Consider the following 14417-nt stretch of genomic DNA (forward strand, 5'->3'; position numbering starts at 1 on the left):
GGGGCGTCAGAGGTGCAGAAGGAGGGGGAGTTCAACGGGAGGAGAAGAGGAGCGGAGCGACGGGGCCGGTCCGACGAGGCGGGCGCGGTTCCCGGCCGCGACGGTCGAGAGCGGTCAGCCCGCCCCCGCGACGAGCGCGCGGCCGTCGGCCCGCGGATCGCTGGCCGCGTCGAGCCGCCCATCGCGGTGCAGCCGCACGAGCTGCACGTGCCCGGCCTCGTCGATCGGCCCGGAGGCTTCGGCGACCGGCAGCCCCAGTGCCTCCGCAGCAGCGACCGCAGCGGGAACCCCCGGCTCCGCCACGAGCGTCAGCTCCTCGTGCCCGAGGTCCCGCGCCCCGACGACGAAGCGCGGCCGCTCGAGCACGGCTCCCGGATCCGCGGCGGGATCGAGCAGCTCGCGCACGAGCTGGGCGAGGATCCACGGCTGGGCGCTGCCGCCCTGGCAGCCGAGGCCGAGCAGCAGGTCCCCGCTCTCGGCGATCACCGGCAGCAGGGTGTGCGGCGGGCGCAGGCCCGGGCCGACCCGGCCGGGGTGGGCGGGGTCGGTGCTGAAGGCGGAGCCGCGGTTGTGCAGGACGATGCCGGTGCCGGGGTCGAGGATCCCGGAGCCGAACAGCTGGTAGACGCTCTGGATCAGCGTGACGACGGTCCCGTCGGTGTCCGCCGCGGTGACCGCGACCGTGTCGCCGAGCGCGCGCCCGGCCCGCGGCAGCGAGCCGCGCGAGAGGGAGCGGGGGTCGAGCATCGCGGCGACGTCGATCGCTCCGCCGCGCGGGTCGCCGAGCGCGGACTGCCGCACGAGCGCCGCGTCGCGGACGGCCTCGACGAGCTGCGCCGTGTCGCCGGAGAGCGCCTCGGGCAGGACGCCGAGCAGCACCACGCCCTGGCTCGGCGGCGGAGCCACCCACCAGCGCACGCCGCCCTCGCGGGAGGCGGCCGGCTCGACCAGCTCGGCCTCGTGCGCCGCGAAGTCGGCGGGGGTGTGCGCACCGCCGAGGGCGGCCAGGCGCGCGGCGAGGGAGTCGGCGATCCGGCCGCGGTAGAACGTTCCGGGGTCGTCGACCAGCTCGGCGAGCGAGGCGGCGAGCGCGGGCTGCACCAGCAGGTCGCCCTCGCCGAGGAGCCCGCCGTCGCCGTCGCCGAAGACGCCGCGCATGCCCTCGTCGGCGAGCAGCTCGTCGCGGCGCAGGGCGATCGCGCGGCCGAGGCCGGCGGAGATCGGGAAGCCGTCGGCGGCGAGCGTCGCGGCTCGGCGGAGCGGGGTGTCGAGGCCGAGCCGCCCGCCGAGGCCGGCGATCACCTGCCAGCCGGCGACGGCTCCGGGGATGGTGACGGTCTGCGGGCCCTGCCGCGGCATCCGCTCCTCGCGGCAGAGCGCCGCGACGTCGATGCCGGCGGGCGCCGCTCCGGCGGAAATCACCGCGACGACGTCCTCGCCGGGGCGGCGAACCAGCGCGATCAGGTCGCCGCCGAGGCCGCACTGGTGCGGGTAGACGACGGTGAGCGCGGTCGCGGCGGCGAGAGCGGCGTCGATCGCGTCGCCGCCGTCGGCGATCGCGCGGGCCGCGGCGTCGAGTGCGGCGGGGTGCGGCGCCGCGACGGCGACGCGGGCGGGAGGCGGGGAGAGGGTCACGCGGTCACCGTCCGGTCCGGGCTGAGGAAGTCGAGGTCGGGGCGGTCGACGCCGTCGACGAGGTCGGCCAGCGCCTCGCCGATCGCGGGGCCGAACTTGAAGCCGTGGCCGGAGCAGGCCGCGGCGACCAGCACCTCGGGCCGGCCGGGCAGCGCGCCGACGACGAAGCGCTTGTCGGGGGTCATCGTGTAGAGGCAGGCGACGGCCTCGCCGCCGGCGGTCTCGATCCCGGGGACGAAGCGACGGAGCAGGCCCTCGAGGTGCGCGATCTCCGCCGCGGTCGGCGGGGCGACGGGCACGGCCGGGTCCCAGACGGGGCCCGCGTCGACGCCGATCTTGGCGCCGGAGCCGGCCGCCTCGGGCAGGCCGAAGACGAGCCCGTCCGGCAGATCGGCGGAGAAGCAGCCGAGCGCCGGCGGCTGCGCGACGCTCTGGCCGGCCGGGACGGTGAGGGTGAGGATCCGCTGCACCTCGAAGAAGCCGGCGGTCTCGGGCAGCAGCCGTGCCACCCAGGCGCCGCCGGAGACGACGAGCCGACGCGCGCGCAGCTCGCCGGCGGAGGTGCGGACGGTGACGATCCCGGCGCTGTCGCCGGTGCCGACGCTCCAGTCGAGCACCTCCTCGTCGAAGCGCAGCTCGGCGCCGGCGGCGGTCGCGGCGGACTGCGCGAAGGCCAGCGCGCGGGCGGCCTCGACGACGCCGGCGTCGGGGTCGTGGACGACGCCGTAGTCGGCGGGCGGAGCGAAGGACGTGTCGGGCACGGGCACCGGCCGGCTGCGCCCGCCCTGCAGCGCCGCCTCGCCGCGGTGCGCGTAGAGGCCGCCGGCCGGGTGCACGAACGGCGCCCCGGCCGCGGCCGCCCAGCGGTCCCAGCCGCGGAAGGCGCGGTCGACCAGGTCGTTCCAGACCGGGCTCGGGTAGGCGCGACGGATCATCCGGGTCGCGCCGTGCGACGAGCCGCGGACGTGACCGGGGCCGAACTGCTCGATCCCCACCACACTGCGCCCGCGCACGGCGAGCTCGAAGGCGGTCGCGGAGCCGTGGATCCCGAGGCCGACGACTATCGCGTCGTGCACGGTGTCCTCGAAGACCGTCATGAGGTCACCCCCGCGACCGCCGTCAGCAGCGCCTCGACGTCCGACTCGTCGGTGTACACGTGCGGCGACACCCGGACGACGCTCGCGAGGCCGCGCGCGCCGAGGTCCCACTGCGCGTGCGAGGCGGGCACCGCGAGCGAGTCGACGGCCGCCTCGCGCAGCCGCGCCGAGACGGTCTTGCCGGGGACGCCGTCGACGGTGAAGGTGACGATGCCGGAGGGCGACACGGGCGGATCCGCCACGGTGACGCCGCCGATCGCGGACAGCTCGGTGCGCAGCCGGGCGCCGAGCGCCACCAGGTGCGCCTCGGTCGCCGCCGTGCCGCGCTCGTGCGCCTCGCGCAGCGCCTCGCCGAGTCCGAGGCGGAGGGCCACCGACGACTCCCAGGTCTCGAGGGCTCTCGCCGTGCCGTCCATCGTCCACTCCTGCTCGCTCGTCCACTGCGAGCCTCGCACGTCGGGCGCCCAGGCCCCGATGCCGTCGAGCAGGCCGCGGCGGAGGAAGACCAGCCCGGTCCCGCGCGGCCCGCGGAGGAACTTGCGCCCGGTGGTGACGAGGGCGTCGCAGCCGATCGCGCGGACGTCGATGTCGAGCTGGCCGACCGACTGGGTCGCGTCGAGCACCGTGATCGCGCCGTAGCGGCGGGCCAGCGCGCCGATCGCCGCGACCGGCTCGACGAGTCCGGAGGAGGTGGGGACGTGCACGGCGCTGATCACGGTGCGACCGCTCGCGGTGGCGAGGGCGCTCTCCAGCGCCTCGATGTCGAGGCCGCCGCTGGAGTCGTTGGGGAGGAGCGTCAGGCGGACGCCGTCGTAGCGCTCGAGCGCGAGCAGCCGCAGCGCCTGGCTGACGTAGCTCGAGCGCGGGGCGAGCACGGTGTCGCCGGGGCCGAGGCGGAGGGCGTCGAAGACCGCGCGGAGGCCGCTGGTCGCGCTGTCGAAGAAGGCGATCTCGTCGGTGTCCGCGCCGAGCAGCGCGGCGGCGGCACCGTAGGCGGCGTCGACCCGGTCGGCGACGTGGTTCGCGGCCTCGTAGCCGCCGATCCGCTGCTCGAGGCGGAGGTGCGCGATGACGGTCTCGAGGACGGAGTCGCTCATCAGGCCCGCGCCGGCCGCGTTGAAGTAGTGCCGGCCGGCCGTTCCGGCGGTGCGAGCGCGCTCGGCGGCCACATCGATGGACGTCCGGGCGGGGGCGCCACCGGTGAGGCCGATCGTCATCTGCAGGTCCCTTCTCGCGGTCGCCGTACCGCCGACCCCTTAATGGATCCCATCGTACGCAGGTTGTATCCATTCTGGCTACCGCCGGATACGCTGGCGGCATGAGCCCCTCCGCCGTTGAGCACTCCGCCGAGCAGCGCGCCCGCGAGCTCGGCCTCGCCATCCCCGACTACCTCGACCCGCCCTACGGCGGCCGCTACGGCGGCAGCACCCTGCGGGCGTTCCACCGCACCGGCGACCTGCTCGAGCTCAGCGGCATCACCCCGGAGTCCCGCGACGGCGCCCTGCTGCACCCCGGCGCGGTCGGCGTCGACATCACCCTCGACCAGGCGCGGGAGGCGGCCCGCTACACCGCCGTCAACGCACTCGGCATGATCCGCGCGGCCCTCGGCTCGCTCGACGAGGTCGTCGCCCTCTCCCGAGGACTGTGCTTCGTGCTCTGCCCGCCCGGCTTCGAGCGCCTCAACGAGGTCTCGAACGCCGCGAGCGACCTCCTCCTCGACGTCTTCGGCCCCGACGCCGGCCGCATGGGCCGCGCCTCCATCGGCGCCACCGCCCTCTCCCGCAGCGCCTGCTTCGAGCTCTGGCTCAGCCTGGAGTGCCGCCCCCGCTGACGCCCCCCGGCCGAGACGTCCTCGAACGGTCGAGACGTCCAGGAGCAGCGGGACGCCTCGACGGTTCGAGGACGCCTCGGCGGCGCACTCCAGGTCCCCGCCGGGGGCCGCAGGCGGCCGCCCTAAGCTCGAGGGCGTCGGTGGTCGGTGCAGCCCAGCAGGAGGACGAGTCGTGGACGTGGTTCTCGGAGTCGACGTCGGCACGTCCAGCACGAAGGCGATCCTGGTCGGCCTCGACGGGCGGGTCGTCGCCGAGGCGGCCCGCGCGCACGTCGTCGACCGGCCGCGGCAGGGCTGGGTCGAGATGGACTCCGGCGTCTGGTGGGCCGAGTTCCGCAGCCTCGTCGCCGAGCTGACCGCCGCCGCGCCGCTCGGGGTCGTCGTCTCGGTCGGCGTCAGCGGCATGGGCCCGTGCGTGCTCCTGACCGACGCGGCCGGCGACGAGCTCCGCCCCGCGATCCTCTACGGCGTCGACACCCGCAGCGTCGGCATGCTCGACGAGGTGACCGCGCTGCTCGGCGGCGAGGAGGCGATGCGCGCCCGCACCGGCTCCGGGCTCTCGGCGCAGGCCGCGGGCGTGAAGCTCGCCTGGGTCGCCCGCCACGAGCCGGAGCTCTGGCGCCGCGCGGTCCGCTTCACCATGCCCTCCTCGCGGATCGTCGAGCTGCTCACCGGCGAGTACGTGCTCGACCACCACTCGGCCAGCCAGTGCACGCCGCTCTACGACGTCGCCCGCGAGGAGTGGATCGACGAGTGGGCCGCCCTGCTCGCCCCCGGCCTGCCGCTCCCCCGCCTCGGCTGGCCGGGCGAGACCGCCGGCCGCATCACGCCCGAGGCCGCCGCCGCGACCGGGCTGCCGGCCGGCGTGCCGGTCGTCTTCGGCACCATCGACGCCTGGGCCGAGAGCCTCAGCGCCGGGCGCCGGCGACCGGGCCGGGTGTTCCTCCAGTACGGCACGACCATGTTCCTGGTCGCGCCGATGGCCGCCCCGACCCCGCTCGGCGGGATGTGGACGACGGTCGGCGCCGCCCCGGGCGAGCCGACCGCGGCCGGCGGCATGGCCACCTCGGGCGCCGTGACCGACTGGCTCCGCCGGCTGACCGGCGCCTCCTGGGCCGAGCTGCTCGACGAGGCCGCGCGGTCCGGAGCGGGCGCCGGCGGGCTGCTCGTGCTGCCCTACTTCGCGGGCGAGCGCTCGCCGTTCGCCGACTCCGACGCGCGCGGCGTGATCGCCGGGCTCGGCGTCGGCTCCACCCGCGGCGACCTCTACCGCGCGGTCCTCGAGGCCACGGCCTTCGCCGTCCGGCACCACCTCGAGGTGCTCCGCGAGCACGGCGTGCGCGTCGAGGCGCTCGTCGGCGCGGGCGGCGGGGTCGCCGCCGAGCTCTGGCCGCAGATCGTCAGCGACGTCTGCGGCCTGGAGCAGGTGATCCCCACGGTCTCGGTCGGCGCGGCCTACGGCTCGGCCGTGCTCGCGGCGGGCCTGGTCGCCGAGGTCGACATCGAGGAGTGGAACCCCGCGGCGACGACCCTCGTGCCCGATCCGGCCGTCGCCGCGCTCTACGACGGGCTCTACGCGGACTTCCGCCGGCTCTACCCCGAGACCCGCGCCACCGTGCACCGCCTGGCGCAGCGGAGCCGCGGGGCCGACCCCTACGCCTGAGCGTCCACGCCCTTCGGCGCGCTCCCGTCGTACCCGCAGATCGCCGCGACCTTGCCCGCCGACGCGCTCGACGGGTCGAACTCGTAGCCGAGCCACTCCCGCGCCATCCGCCGCGCCACCTCCAGCCCGACCACGCGCTGGCCCATGCAGAGCACCTGCGCGTTGTTCGACAGCACCGACCGCTCCACCGAGTAGGAGTCGTGCGCCGTCACCGCGCGCACGCCCGGCACCTTGTTCGCCGCGATCGCGACACCCAGGCCCGTGCCGCAGACCAGGATCGCGCGGTCCGCGGACCCGTCGGCGATCATCCGCGCGGCCGTGACCGCGATGTCGGGATAGTCGGTGTGGCTCTCCGCGTCGACGCCGACGTCGGTCACCAGCGAGACGCGGTCGTCCTTCATCAGGTCGGCCTTCAGCGCCTCCTTGTAGTCGTAGCCCGCGTCGTCCGATCCGACGACGACCCGATAGGTGGTGGTCATTCCGCTCCTCCTTCTGCAGTGGCTTCCGTGGTGGCTTCCGCACCGGCGCGCTCCGCGAGAACGTCGCCGACCGCGGTCAGGATCATCCCCATCGAGGTCGCGCCCGCATCCGGTGTGCCCAGGCTCTTCTCGGCCAGGGGTCGTGCGCGGCCGACCTTCGGCCGCAGGTCCGCGGTCGCCGCGGCGCGCTCGACGGCGACGCCCGCCGCCTCCCGCCATGCCTCGACCAGCGACGAGCCGCCCGCCACCCGCTCGCGCAGCACGCGGGCGAACGGCAGCAGCGCGTCGAGCATCGTCTTGTCGCCCTCGCTCGCGCGCCCGAGATCCACGATCGACTCCGCGAAGGCGTCGACCCCGGCCACGACGTCCGCCGCCGAGTACTCCTCGCGCCCGTCGGTCAGCGAGGCGCCGAGCGCCTCGAGCGCCGCACCCCAGAGCACCCCGGAGGTGCCGCCGGCCTGCTCCGCCCAGGACTGCCCGGCGCGGGACAGCAGCCAGGCGCCGCCCGCGCGCTCCTCGATCCGGTCGAGACGCCGGGTCGCCGCGCCGATGCCCTTGAGCATTCCGCGGCCGTGATCGCCGTCGCCCGCCACCGCGTCGATCCGCCCGAGGGTCTCCTCCTCGCGCCGCAGCAGCTCGTGCATCCGGGCGAGCGCCGCGCGGACCGTCCCGCCCAGCGCGACCGCCGCATCGGTGGCGGAAGGAGCGGACTCCTCCTCCCCCACCGAGGCGTCCTCGCCCGAGGGAGCGAGCAGCGCCGCGACCGGCGCCGCGACCCGGCGGTAGGCCGGCGTGTAGGCGTCGGCGCGCCAGTAGCGCTCGAGCTCGTCGTCGAGCCACTGCAGCGTCAGCGAGACGCCGCCCATGTCGAGGCTGGTGACCAGCTCGCCGACCTCCGGCTCGACCGTCTGCAACCCGGCCTCCTCCAGCCGGCGCGCGACGTGGCGCCAGAGCAGGAAGAGCTCCTCGTACTTCGTGGTGCCGAGCCCGTTCAGGATCGGCGCGACGCGCGTCGTGCCGCCCTCCACCCCCGCACCCTCGGGAACGTCCGCCAGCAGCCGGTCGACGAGCAGATCCGCCAGCTCCGCCGCGCGCAGCAGCTCGATGTCCTGGATGCCGGGCTCGCCGTGGATCCCGAGGCCGAGGCCCAGGTGCCCCTCCGGCACGCTGAACAGCGGCTCGGCGGCGCCGGGCATCGTGCAGCCCGAGAACGCGACGCCGAGCGTGCGGGTCGCCGCGTTGCTCGCGTTCCCGATCCGCTCGACCTCGTCGAGGGACAGGCCCTCGGCCGCCGCCGCTCCCATCGCCTTGAACACCGGGAAGTCGCCCGCGATCCCGCGGCGCTTCCCGATCTCCTCCGCCGAGGCGATGTCGTCCGTGACGACGACGATCCGGGTGTCGATCCCCTCCTTGCGCAGCCGCTCGGCCGCGATGCCGAAGTTCATCGTGTCGCCGGCGTAGTTGCCGAAGCTGAACACCACTCCGCGGCCCTGATCGGCCGCCTTCGCCACCGAGTAGGCCTGCGCGGCCGAGGGCGAGGTGAAGATGTTGCCCACCACCGCCCCGGTCGCGAGGCCCGGGCCCACCGTGCCGCTGAACGCCGGGTAGTGCCCGGAGCCGCCGCCGATGACGACCGCCACCTGCGGCTGCGCGCCGGCGGTGCGGTGCGCGACCACTCCGCCGGGCACGCCGCGCAGACGGTCCGCGTAGAGGGAGAGGAAGCCGGCGAGCTGGTCCTCGGCGAACTCGTCGGGGTCGTCGTAGATCGTCGTCATGCCGTCAGCTCCGGGCGTCGGCCGCGACGACCGCCTCGGTCAGCGACGGCACGATCGAGACCTTGACCGAGCCGCCCTGGCTGTCGGCGACGAGGTCGAGCGCCTCCTGGAACTGCTCGAGCGGGAACTGGTGCGTGCAGATCTCGTCCATCGGCAGGACGCCGCTCTCGAGCAGCTTGATCGCGGCCGGCCAGCAGTTCGGGCCGAGGTGGGCGCCGAGGACGTTGAGCTCCTTGTCGTCGCTGATGATCGACCAGTCGACCGAGGCGTTCGAGCCGAAGACGGAGTACTCGACGTAGGTGCCGAGCTTGCGCAGGATGTTGAGGCCCTGCGAGACCGCGGACGGGTGACCGGTGGCCTCGATGTAGACGTCGGCGCCGTAGCCGCCGGTGAGCTCCTTGACGACGGCGACCGCGTCCTGCTTCGTGATGTTGATGACGAGGTCGGCGCCGGCCTTGGTGGCGAGCGCGAGCTTCTCGTCGCTCATGTCGAGCGCGATGACCATCTTCGGGTTCTTCTGGCGGGTGCCCGCGATCGCGCCGAGGCCGATCGGGCCGGCGCCCGCGATGACGACGACGTCGTCGAACTGGATGCTGCCGCGCTCGACCGCGTGCATGGCGCAGGACAGCGGCTCGCTGAACGCGGCGACCTGCGGAGCGAGATCGCGGCTGACGGGGTGGGTGAGCGCGCGGGTCGGGACCAGCACGTACTCGGCCATCGCGCCGTCGAAGCCCTTGAAGCCGAACATGTCGTGCGGTCCGCACATCCAGTAGGCGCCCATCAGGCAGTAGCGGCACTCCCAGCACGGGACGATCTGCTCGCAGGCGATGCGGTCGCCGAGCGCGACGCCGCGCTTGGCGAGCGCCGCGTCGTCGCCGGCCACGACGGTGCCGACGAACTCGTGGCCCGCGATGCGGTCGCGCTCGGCCCAGGCGGGGCGGTTCTCGTCGCCCCAGAACTTGGCGGCGCCGTGGTAGCACTTCAGGTCGCTCGCGCAGACGCCGACCGCGTCGACGCGCAGCAGCAGCTCGCCGGCCGCGGGGACCGGCACGGGCACGGTCTCGAGGCGGTAGTCCTCCGGGCCGTGCACGACGACGGCGCGCATGGACTCGGGCACGTCGGAGCCGTCGGAGTGCCGCGACTGCGGGGCCGTCTGCGGGGAAGGAGTGGTGATGGTCATGGGAAGCCTCCGAGGGGTTCGCGGGACCGCTTCGTCGCGGCCTTCCCGAACCTACCCCGTCCAGAACACTTGTCAAGAACAGAATTTCTGTTCTCCGCGGGACGTGGCCGATCTGCCGCCAATTCCGTCGCGGCCCTTGCGGAAATTCTGTGTTGAACATAATTTCTTCTCCGGAGGCGGGTTCGCCCACCTCCCGCAGCGACGGAGCCGCCCCCGGGGGACGCCGTCACGAGCACCACCACGACCAGCACTCCCGACCAGCGAACGGACACCGCGATGACGCGTGCACTCCCTCCCACCACGAGCAGGCCCCCGATCGGCGCCTCCCGGAAGCGCCTGATCCTCGCCGCGGTCGTCGTGGTCGTCCTCGCCGCGATGGCGTTCAGCACCAAGGTCGTCGGCGCCGACTCCGACCTGGGCGCCGGACCCGCCGAGTTCTCGGCCGAGTCCTGGGCCGCCGAGAACTTCCCCGTCATCCAGGAGGGCATCGCCGACCGCGCGGTCGACGCCGCCACCCTCGCCACCGCGATCGCCGCCGACAGCGCGGGCGCCGCGACCGAGTACGGCGTCCCCGGCGGCACCGGCCCCGAGTTCGCCACCACCTTCACCGGCACCGTCGGGGCCGGCCAGAACGGCATCTACCCCGTGACCGTCGAGGGCGTCCCCGGCGACGTCCTGATCCGCGTGCAGACCGGCCCCGCGATCAACAGCACCGACCTCCGCGACGCCACCGGCACCGTCGAGTTCGGCCAGTTCACCAACCAGATCGACTACCAGGACGCGGCGAGCGCCCTCAACGAGCAGCTGAAGACCACCGTGCTCGGCGCGGTCGACACCACCGCGCTCGAGGGGAAGACGATCCAGGTCACCGGCGCGTTCCAGCTGATCAACCCGGCCGGCTGGCTCGTCACGCCGTCCGAGCTGGTGGTCCAGTGAGCACCGCCGCGGCCCCGGTCGCCGGCATCGGCGAGGTCGTCCTCGAGGCCGTCGACGTGGTCAAGACCTACGGCGCCACCCGCGCGCTCAAGGGCGTCGGCTTCTCGGTGCACCGCGGCCAGGTCACCACGCTCTTCGGCGAGAACGGCGCCGGCAAGTCGACGCTGATGAAGATCCTGTCCGGCGTCGAGCAGCCCACCTCGGGCGAGATCGTGCTGAACGGCACCGCGGTCGCCTTCGAGGACACCGTCGACGCCCGCGAGCACGGCGTCTCGATCATCCACCAGGAGCTGAGCCTCGCCCCGAACCTCTCGGTGCGCGACAACATCTTCCTCGGCCGCGAGATCACCGGCCCGTCCGGCGTCGACTACGCCGAGGAAACGCGCCAGGCCCGCGCGGTGCTGGAGGAGCTCGGCGAGGACATCGACCCGCTGACCCTCGTCGCCGATCTGCGACTCGGCCAGCAGCAGCTGATCGAGATCGCCCGCGCGCTCTCCGTCGACGCGCGGATCCTGATCATGGACGAGCCGACCAGCGCGCTCAGCGCCGCCGAGGTCGAGGTGCTCTTCACCGTCATCCACGACCTCACCGCCCGCGGCGTCTCCATCGTCTACATCTCGCACCACCTGGAGGAGGCGCTGGAGATCACCGACCACGCCGTCGTCCTCCGCGACGGCTCGGTCACCGCGACCGCCGTCGCCGCCGACATCGACCTCGCCTGGGTCGTCCGCGCCATGGTCGGCGAGGGCTTCGACCTCGGCTCGCCGCCCACCGGCTACCCGTTCGGCGACGTCGCCCTCTCGGTGCGCGGCGTGAGCGTCGCGGATCCGTCGATCCCCGGCCGCGACGTGGTCGACCGCATCGACCTCGACGTCCGCGAGGGCGAGATCGTCTGCCTCTACGGGCTGATGGGCGCCGGCCGCACCGAGCTGCTCGAGGCGATCGCCGGCCGCACCGCCGTCACCGCCGGCACGATCTCGAAGAGCGGCCGCGACCTGGCTGGGATGTCGATCGCCGAGCGGATCGGCGCGGGCCTCGGCCTCGTCCCCGAGGACCGCCAGCGCGACGGCCTGGTGCAGACCATGACCGTCGGCCGGAACCTCTCGCTCGCGAGCATCGGCTCCTTCGTGAAGGGGCTGTTCCTCTCCCCCCGCCGCGAGGTCGACCTCGTCACCGACTCGATCCGCACCGTGCACGTGAAGACGGCGGGCGGCGAGGCGATGATCGGCTCGCTCTCCGGCGGCAACCAGCAGAAGGTCGTCATCGGCAAGATGCTGGCCACGCGGCCGGACGTGATCCTGCTCGACGAGCCCAGCCGCGGCATCGACATCGGCGCCAAGGCCGAGGTCTTCCGACTGCTCTCCGAGCGCGCCCGCGACGGCCTGGCCGTCGTCTACACGACCTCCGAGGTCGGCGAGTGCCTCAGCATCGCCCACCGCATCATCGTGCTGAGCCGAGGCCGGATCGCGGCCGAGTTCGGCTCGGACGTCTCCAAAGAAGACATCATGGCCGCCTCCGGTGAGGCCGTGATCTCGTGACCACTACGGAACGGAAGCCCTCAATGACCTCCACCGCGACCGGGCAGCGACGCCCCGCGCTCTTCAAGGACGGTTTCGACCTCGGCCGCCTGCTGCTGCAGGGGCGCGCGTTCTTCGCGCTGATCGCGATCATCGTCGTGTTCTCGATCCTCTCGCCCAACTACTTCACCGTCGGCAACATCCTCACGATGTCCTCGCACGTGGCGGTCTACGCGATCCTCGCGATCGGCATGCTGCTGGTCATCCTCAACGGCGGCATCGACCTCTCGGTCGGCTCGACGCTGGGCTTCTCGGGAGTGATCGCCGGCTTCCTGATGCAGGGCGTGCCGATCGGCGGGAGCACCCTCTACCCCGCGCTCTGGGTCGTGGTCGTGCTCTCCTGCGCGGCCGGCGCGCTGATCGGCCTGATCAACGGGATCCTGGTCGCGCGGTTCAAGGTCGCCCCGTTCGTCGCGACCCTCGGCATGCTCTACGTCGTCCGCGGCGTCGGGCTGCTGATGACCAACGGCCTCACCTACAACGACCTCGCGGGGCAGCCCGAGCTCGGCAACACCGGCTTCGACTGGCTCGGCTTCAACCGGCTGCTCGGCCTGCCGATCGGCGTCGTGATCATGATCGTCGTCGCGATCGTGGTCAGCCTCCTGCTCAACCGCACGGTGTTCGGCCGCTGGCTCTACGCCTCGGGCGGCAACGAGCGCGCCTCGGAGCTCTCCGGCGTGCCGGTGAAGCGGGTCAAGGTCCGCGTCTACGTGCTCTCGGGCCTGTTCGCCTCGATCGCCGGGCTGATCCTCTCCTCCGAGCTCACCAGCGCCAGCCCCACCGCCGGCAGCTCCTACGAGCTCACCGCGATCGCCGCCGTCGTCATCGGCGGCGCGGCCCTCACCGGCGGAGTCGGCACCGTCCGCGGCACGCTGCTCGGCGCGTTCGTCATCGGCTTCCTCTCCGACGGCCTCGTCATCATCGGCGTCTCGTCGTACTGGCAGACCGTCTTCACCGGCGCGGTGATCGTCTTCGCGGTCCTGCTGAACGCGGTGCAGTACCGCGGCAAGCCGCGCAAGGGCGGCGGCGGCTCCGGCCCGCGGCCCACCTCCGACGCGGGCGCTCCGGCGCCCGTCCCCCAGACATCGGGTGCTCAGGCCGCCTAGGCCGGCCTCCCGAGAGAAGACCTCGGTCGGCCACCGCCGATCGGACCACAGTGAAAGGAACAGACCAATGAACCGCAAGCTGGCAACGGTGCTCGCCGCGGGCGCGGGGCTCACCCTCGTCCTGTCCGGATGCTCCTCCGACGCGGGGACCGCGGGAGAGGCCGCCGGCACCCCCGGCGCCTCCGAGGGCGGCCTCATCTCGATCATCGTCAACGACCCGGCCAACCCCTACTGGCAGACCGAGGGCGACGTCGCGTCGGCCGAGGCCGAGGCGCTCGGCTACACGGCCAACGTGGGCGCCTCGAAGGGCGACACCAACACCGAGAGCACCCTGATCGACACCGCGATCACCAACAAGTCGGTCGCGATCATCCTCGACCCGGCCAACGCCTCCGGCTCGGTCGGCGCCGTGAAGAAGGCCGACGCGGCGGGCATCCCCGTGATCCTGGTCAACGCCGAGATCAACGAGACCGGCCTCGCGAAGGCGCAGCTCGTCTCCAACAACGCCCAGGGCGCGGCCCTCGGCGCGCAGCAGTGGGTGGCCGACGTCGGCGACACCGCGAACTATGCGGAGCTGTTCGGATCCCCCTCCGACAACAACGCGCAGACCCGCTCCAACGGCTACGCGACCGTGATCTCGCAGTACCCCGGCCTCGTCGAGGTCGCGAACCAGGTCGGCAACTGGAACCGGACCGAGGGCCACGACAAGATGCAGTCGATCCTGCAGGCCAACCCGGACGTCACCGGCGTCATCTCCGGCAACGACGAGATGGCGCTCGGCGCGATCGCGGCGCTGAAGGAGGCCGGCAAGCTCGAGCAGGTCAAGGTCGGCGGCTTCGACGGCTCGCCCGACGCGGTCGACGCCATCAAGGCCGGCGAGCTGCAGTACACCGTGCTCCAGCCCGTCGCGACCTTCGCGAAGGAGGCCGTCCAGCAGGCCGACTCCTTCATTCGCACAGGCGAGACCGGCGCCTCGGAGGAGAAGCAGGCCTTCGACTGCATCCTCATCACGAAGGACAACGTCGACAAGATGACGGCGCCCTTCACCCTCTCCGAGTAACCCGCCCGTCTCTCCCCTCTCCGCGAGATGCCACTTGCGTACGCCTTCCACGGCGTGTCGCGCTCACAAGTGGCATCT

12 protein-coding genes are annotated in these 14417 nt (G+C 73.6%); 6 read left to right on the plus strand and 6 right to left on the minus strand.

Annotated features, from left to right (window positions below; genetic code table 11):
- Positions 1 to 114: 114 nt before the first annotated feature.
- The 3 genes from EDF35_RS05905 to EDF35_RS21030 are packed head-to-tail and all read right to left on the minus strand — an operon-like array spanning position 115 to position 3949.
- Entirely contained in the window at positions 115 to 1635 is a 1521-nt protein-coding gene (locus EDF35_RS05905; RefSeq protein ID WP_133961059.1) for a gamma-glutamyltransferase, read from the minus strand.
- Positions 1632 to 2732 (minus strand): FAD-dependent oxidoreductase, encoded by a 1101-nt coding sequence (locus tag EDF35_RS21025; RefSeq protein WP_208323017.1) that lies wholly within the window; start codon positions 2730 to 2732, stop codon positions 1632 to 1634. Before EDF35_RS21025 ends, EDF35_RS05905 begins: the two co-directional genes overlap by 4 nt.
- Positions 2729 to 3949 (minus strand): aminotransferase class V-fold PLP-dependent enzyme, encoded by a 1221-nt coding sequence (locus EDF35_RS21030; protein WP_208323018.1) that lies wholly within the window; start codon positions 3947 to 3949, stop codon positions 2729 to 2731. Before EDF35_RS21030 ends, EDF35_RS21025 begins: the two co-directional genes overlap by 4 nt.
- Positions 3950 to 4050: 101 nt before the next feature.
- On the opposite strand from EDF35_RS21030, the gene EDF35_RS05915 reads away from it, so the two are divergent.
- Together EDF35_RS05915 and EDF35_RS05920 are read left to right on the plus strand one after the other, a co-directional pair.
- Entirely contained in the window at positions 4051 to 4563 is a 513-nt protein-coding gene (locus tag EDF35_RS05915; protein ID WP_123731590.1) for a RidA family protein, read from the plus strand.
- A 172-nt stretch (positions 4564 to 4735) separates the two neighbouring features.
- Complete coding sequence (locus tag EDF35_RS05920) at positions 4736 to 6226, plus strand: FGGY family carbohydrate kinase (RefSeq protein WP_133961061.1); 1491 nt, start codon at positions 4736 to 4738, stop codon at positions 6224 to 6226.
- On the opposite strand, the gene EDF35_RS05925 is transcribed toward EDF35_RS05920, so the two are convergent.
- Genes EDF35_RS05925 through EDF35_RS05935 form a run of 3 tightly spaced genes read right to left on the minus strand, consistent with a single transcriptional unit; the run spans position 6217 to position 9660 of the window.
- Positions 6217 to 6705, minus strand: a complete 489-nt coding sequence (locus EDF35_RS05925; protein ID WP_133961063.1) for a ribose-5-phosphate isomerase — start codon at positions 6703 to 6705, stop codon at positions 6217 to 6219. The two genes, EDF35_RS05920 and EDF35_RS05925, sit on opposite strands and share 10 nt — an antisense overlap.
- On the minus strand, positions 6702 to 8480 hold the full coding sequence (locus EDF35_RS05930) for a dihydroxyacetone kinase family protein (RefSeq protein WP_133961065.1): 1779 nt from the start codon (positions 8478 to 8480) through the stop codon (positions 6702 to 6704). The genes EDF35_RS05925 and EDF35_RS05930 overlap by 4 nt, the downstream gene beginning before the upstream one ends.
- Positions 8481 to 8484: 4 nt before the next feature.
- The gene (locus tag EDF35_RS05935; protein WP_123447408.1) at positions 8485 to 9660 is read right to left on the minus strand and encodes a zinc-binding dehydrogenase; all 1176 of its coding nucleotides are present in this window, start codon (positions 9658 to 9660) and stop codon (positions 8485 to 8487) included.
- Positions 9661 to 9936: 276 nt separating this feature from the next.
- Between EDF35_RS05935 and EDF35_RS05940 the strand changes: the two genes are divergently transcribed.
- The 4 genes from EDF35_RS05940 (at position 9937) to EDF35_RS05955 (ending at position 14339) form a co-directional block, all read left to right on the plus strand.
- Positions 9937 to 10596, plus strand: a complete 660-nt coding sequence (locus EDF35_RS05940; protein WP_133961067.1) for a DUF2291 family protein — start codon at positions 9937 to 9939, stop codon at positions 10594 to 10596.
- Entirely contained in the window at positions 10593 to 12134 is a 1542-nt protein-coding gene (locus EDF35_RS05945; RefSeq protein WP_133961069.1) for a sugar ABC transporter ATP-binding protein, read from the plus strand. Before EDF35_RS05940 ends, EDF35_RS05945 begins: the two co-directional genes overlap by 4 nt.
- A gap of 23 nt (positions 12135 to 12157) precedes the next feature.
- Complete coding sequence (locus EDF35_RS05950) at positions 12158 to 13279, plus strand: ABC transporter permease (RefSeq protein ID WP_133961071.1); 1122 nt, start codon at positions 12158 to 12160, stop codon at positions 13277 to 13279.
- Positions 13280 to 13346: 67 nt separating this feature from the next.
- Positions 13347 to 14339, plus strand: coding sequence for a D-ribose ABC transporter substrate-binding protein (locus tag EDF35_RS05955; RefSeq protein WP_123447404.1), 993 nt, complete (start codon positions 13347 to 13349; stop codon positions 14337 to 14339).
- Positions 14340 to 14417: the final 78 nt, after the last annotated feature.

The sequence above is a fragment of the Rathayibacter sp. PhB151 genome (assembly GCF_004366415.1).
In the GTDB taxonomy this organism is placed as follows: Bacteria; Actinomycetota; Actinomycetes; order Actinomycetales; family Microbacteriaceae; genus Rathayibacter; species Rathayibacter festucae.

Coding starts and splice junctions, on each gene's coding strand:
- EDF35_RS21025 (WP_208323017.1), bottom strand. CDS start 2,732: ATGACGGTCTTCGAGGACACCGTGCACGACGCGATAGTCGTCGGCCTC.
- EDF35_RS05950 (WP_133961071.1), top strand. CDS start 12,158: ATGACCTCCACCGCGACCGGGCAGCGACGCCCCGCGCTCTTCAAGGAC.
- EDF35_RS21030 (WP_208323018.1), bottom strand. CDS start 3,949: ATGACGATCGGCCTCACCGGTGGCGCCCCCGCCCGGACGTCCATCGAT.
- EDF35_RS05925 (WP_133961063.1), bottom strand. CDS start 6,705: ATGACCACCACCTATCGGGTCGTCGTCGGATCGGACGACGCGGGCTAC.
- EDF35_RS05930 (WP_133961065.1), bottom strand. CDS start 8,480: ATGACGACGATCTACGACGACCCCGACGAGTTCGCCGAGGACCAGCTC.
- EDF35_RS05955 (WP_123447404.1), top strand. CDS start 13,347: ATGAACCGCAAGCTGGCAACGGTGCTCGCCGCGGGCGCGGGGCTCACC.
- EDF35_RS05915 (WP_123731590.1), top strand. CDS start 4,051: ATGAGCCCCTCCGCCGTTGAGCACTCCGCCGAGCAGCGCGCCCGCGAG.
- EDF35_RS05935 (WP_123447408.1), bottom strand. CDS start 9,660: ATGACCATCACCACTCCTTCCCCGCAGACGGCCCCGCAGTCGCGGCAC.
- EDF35_RS05940 (WP_133961067.1), top strand. CDS start 9,937: ATGACGCGTGCACTCCCTCCCACCACGAGCAGGCCCCCGATCGGCGCC.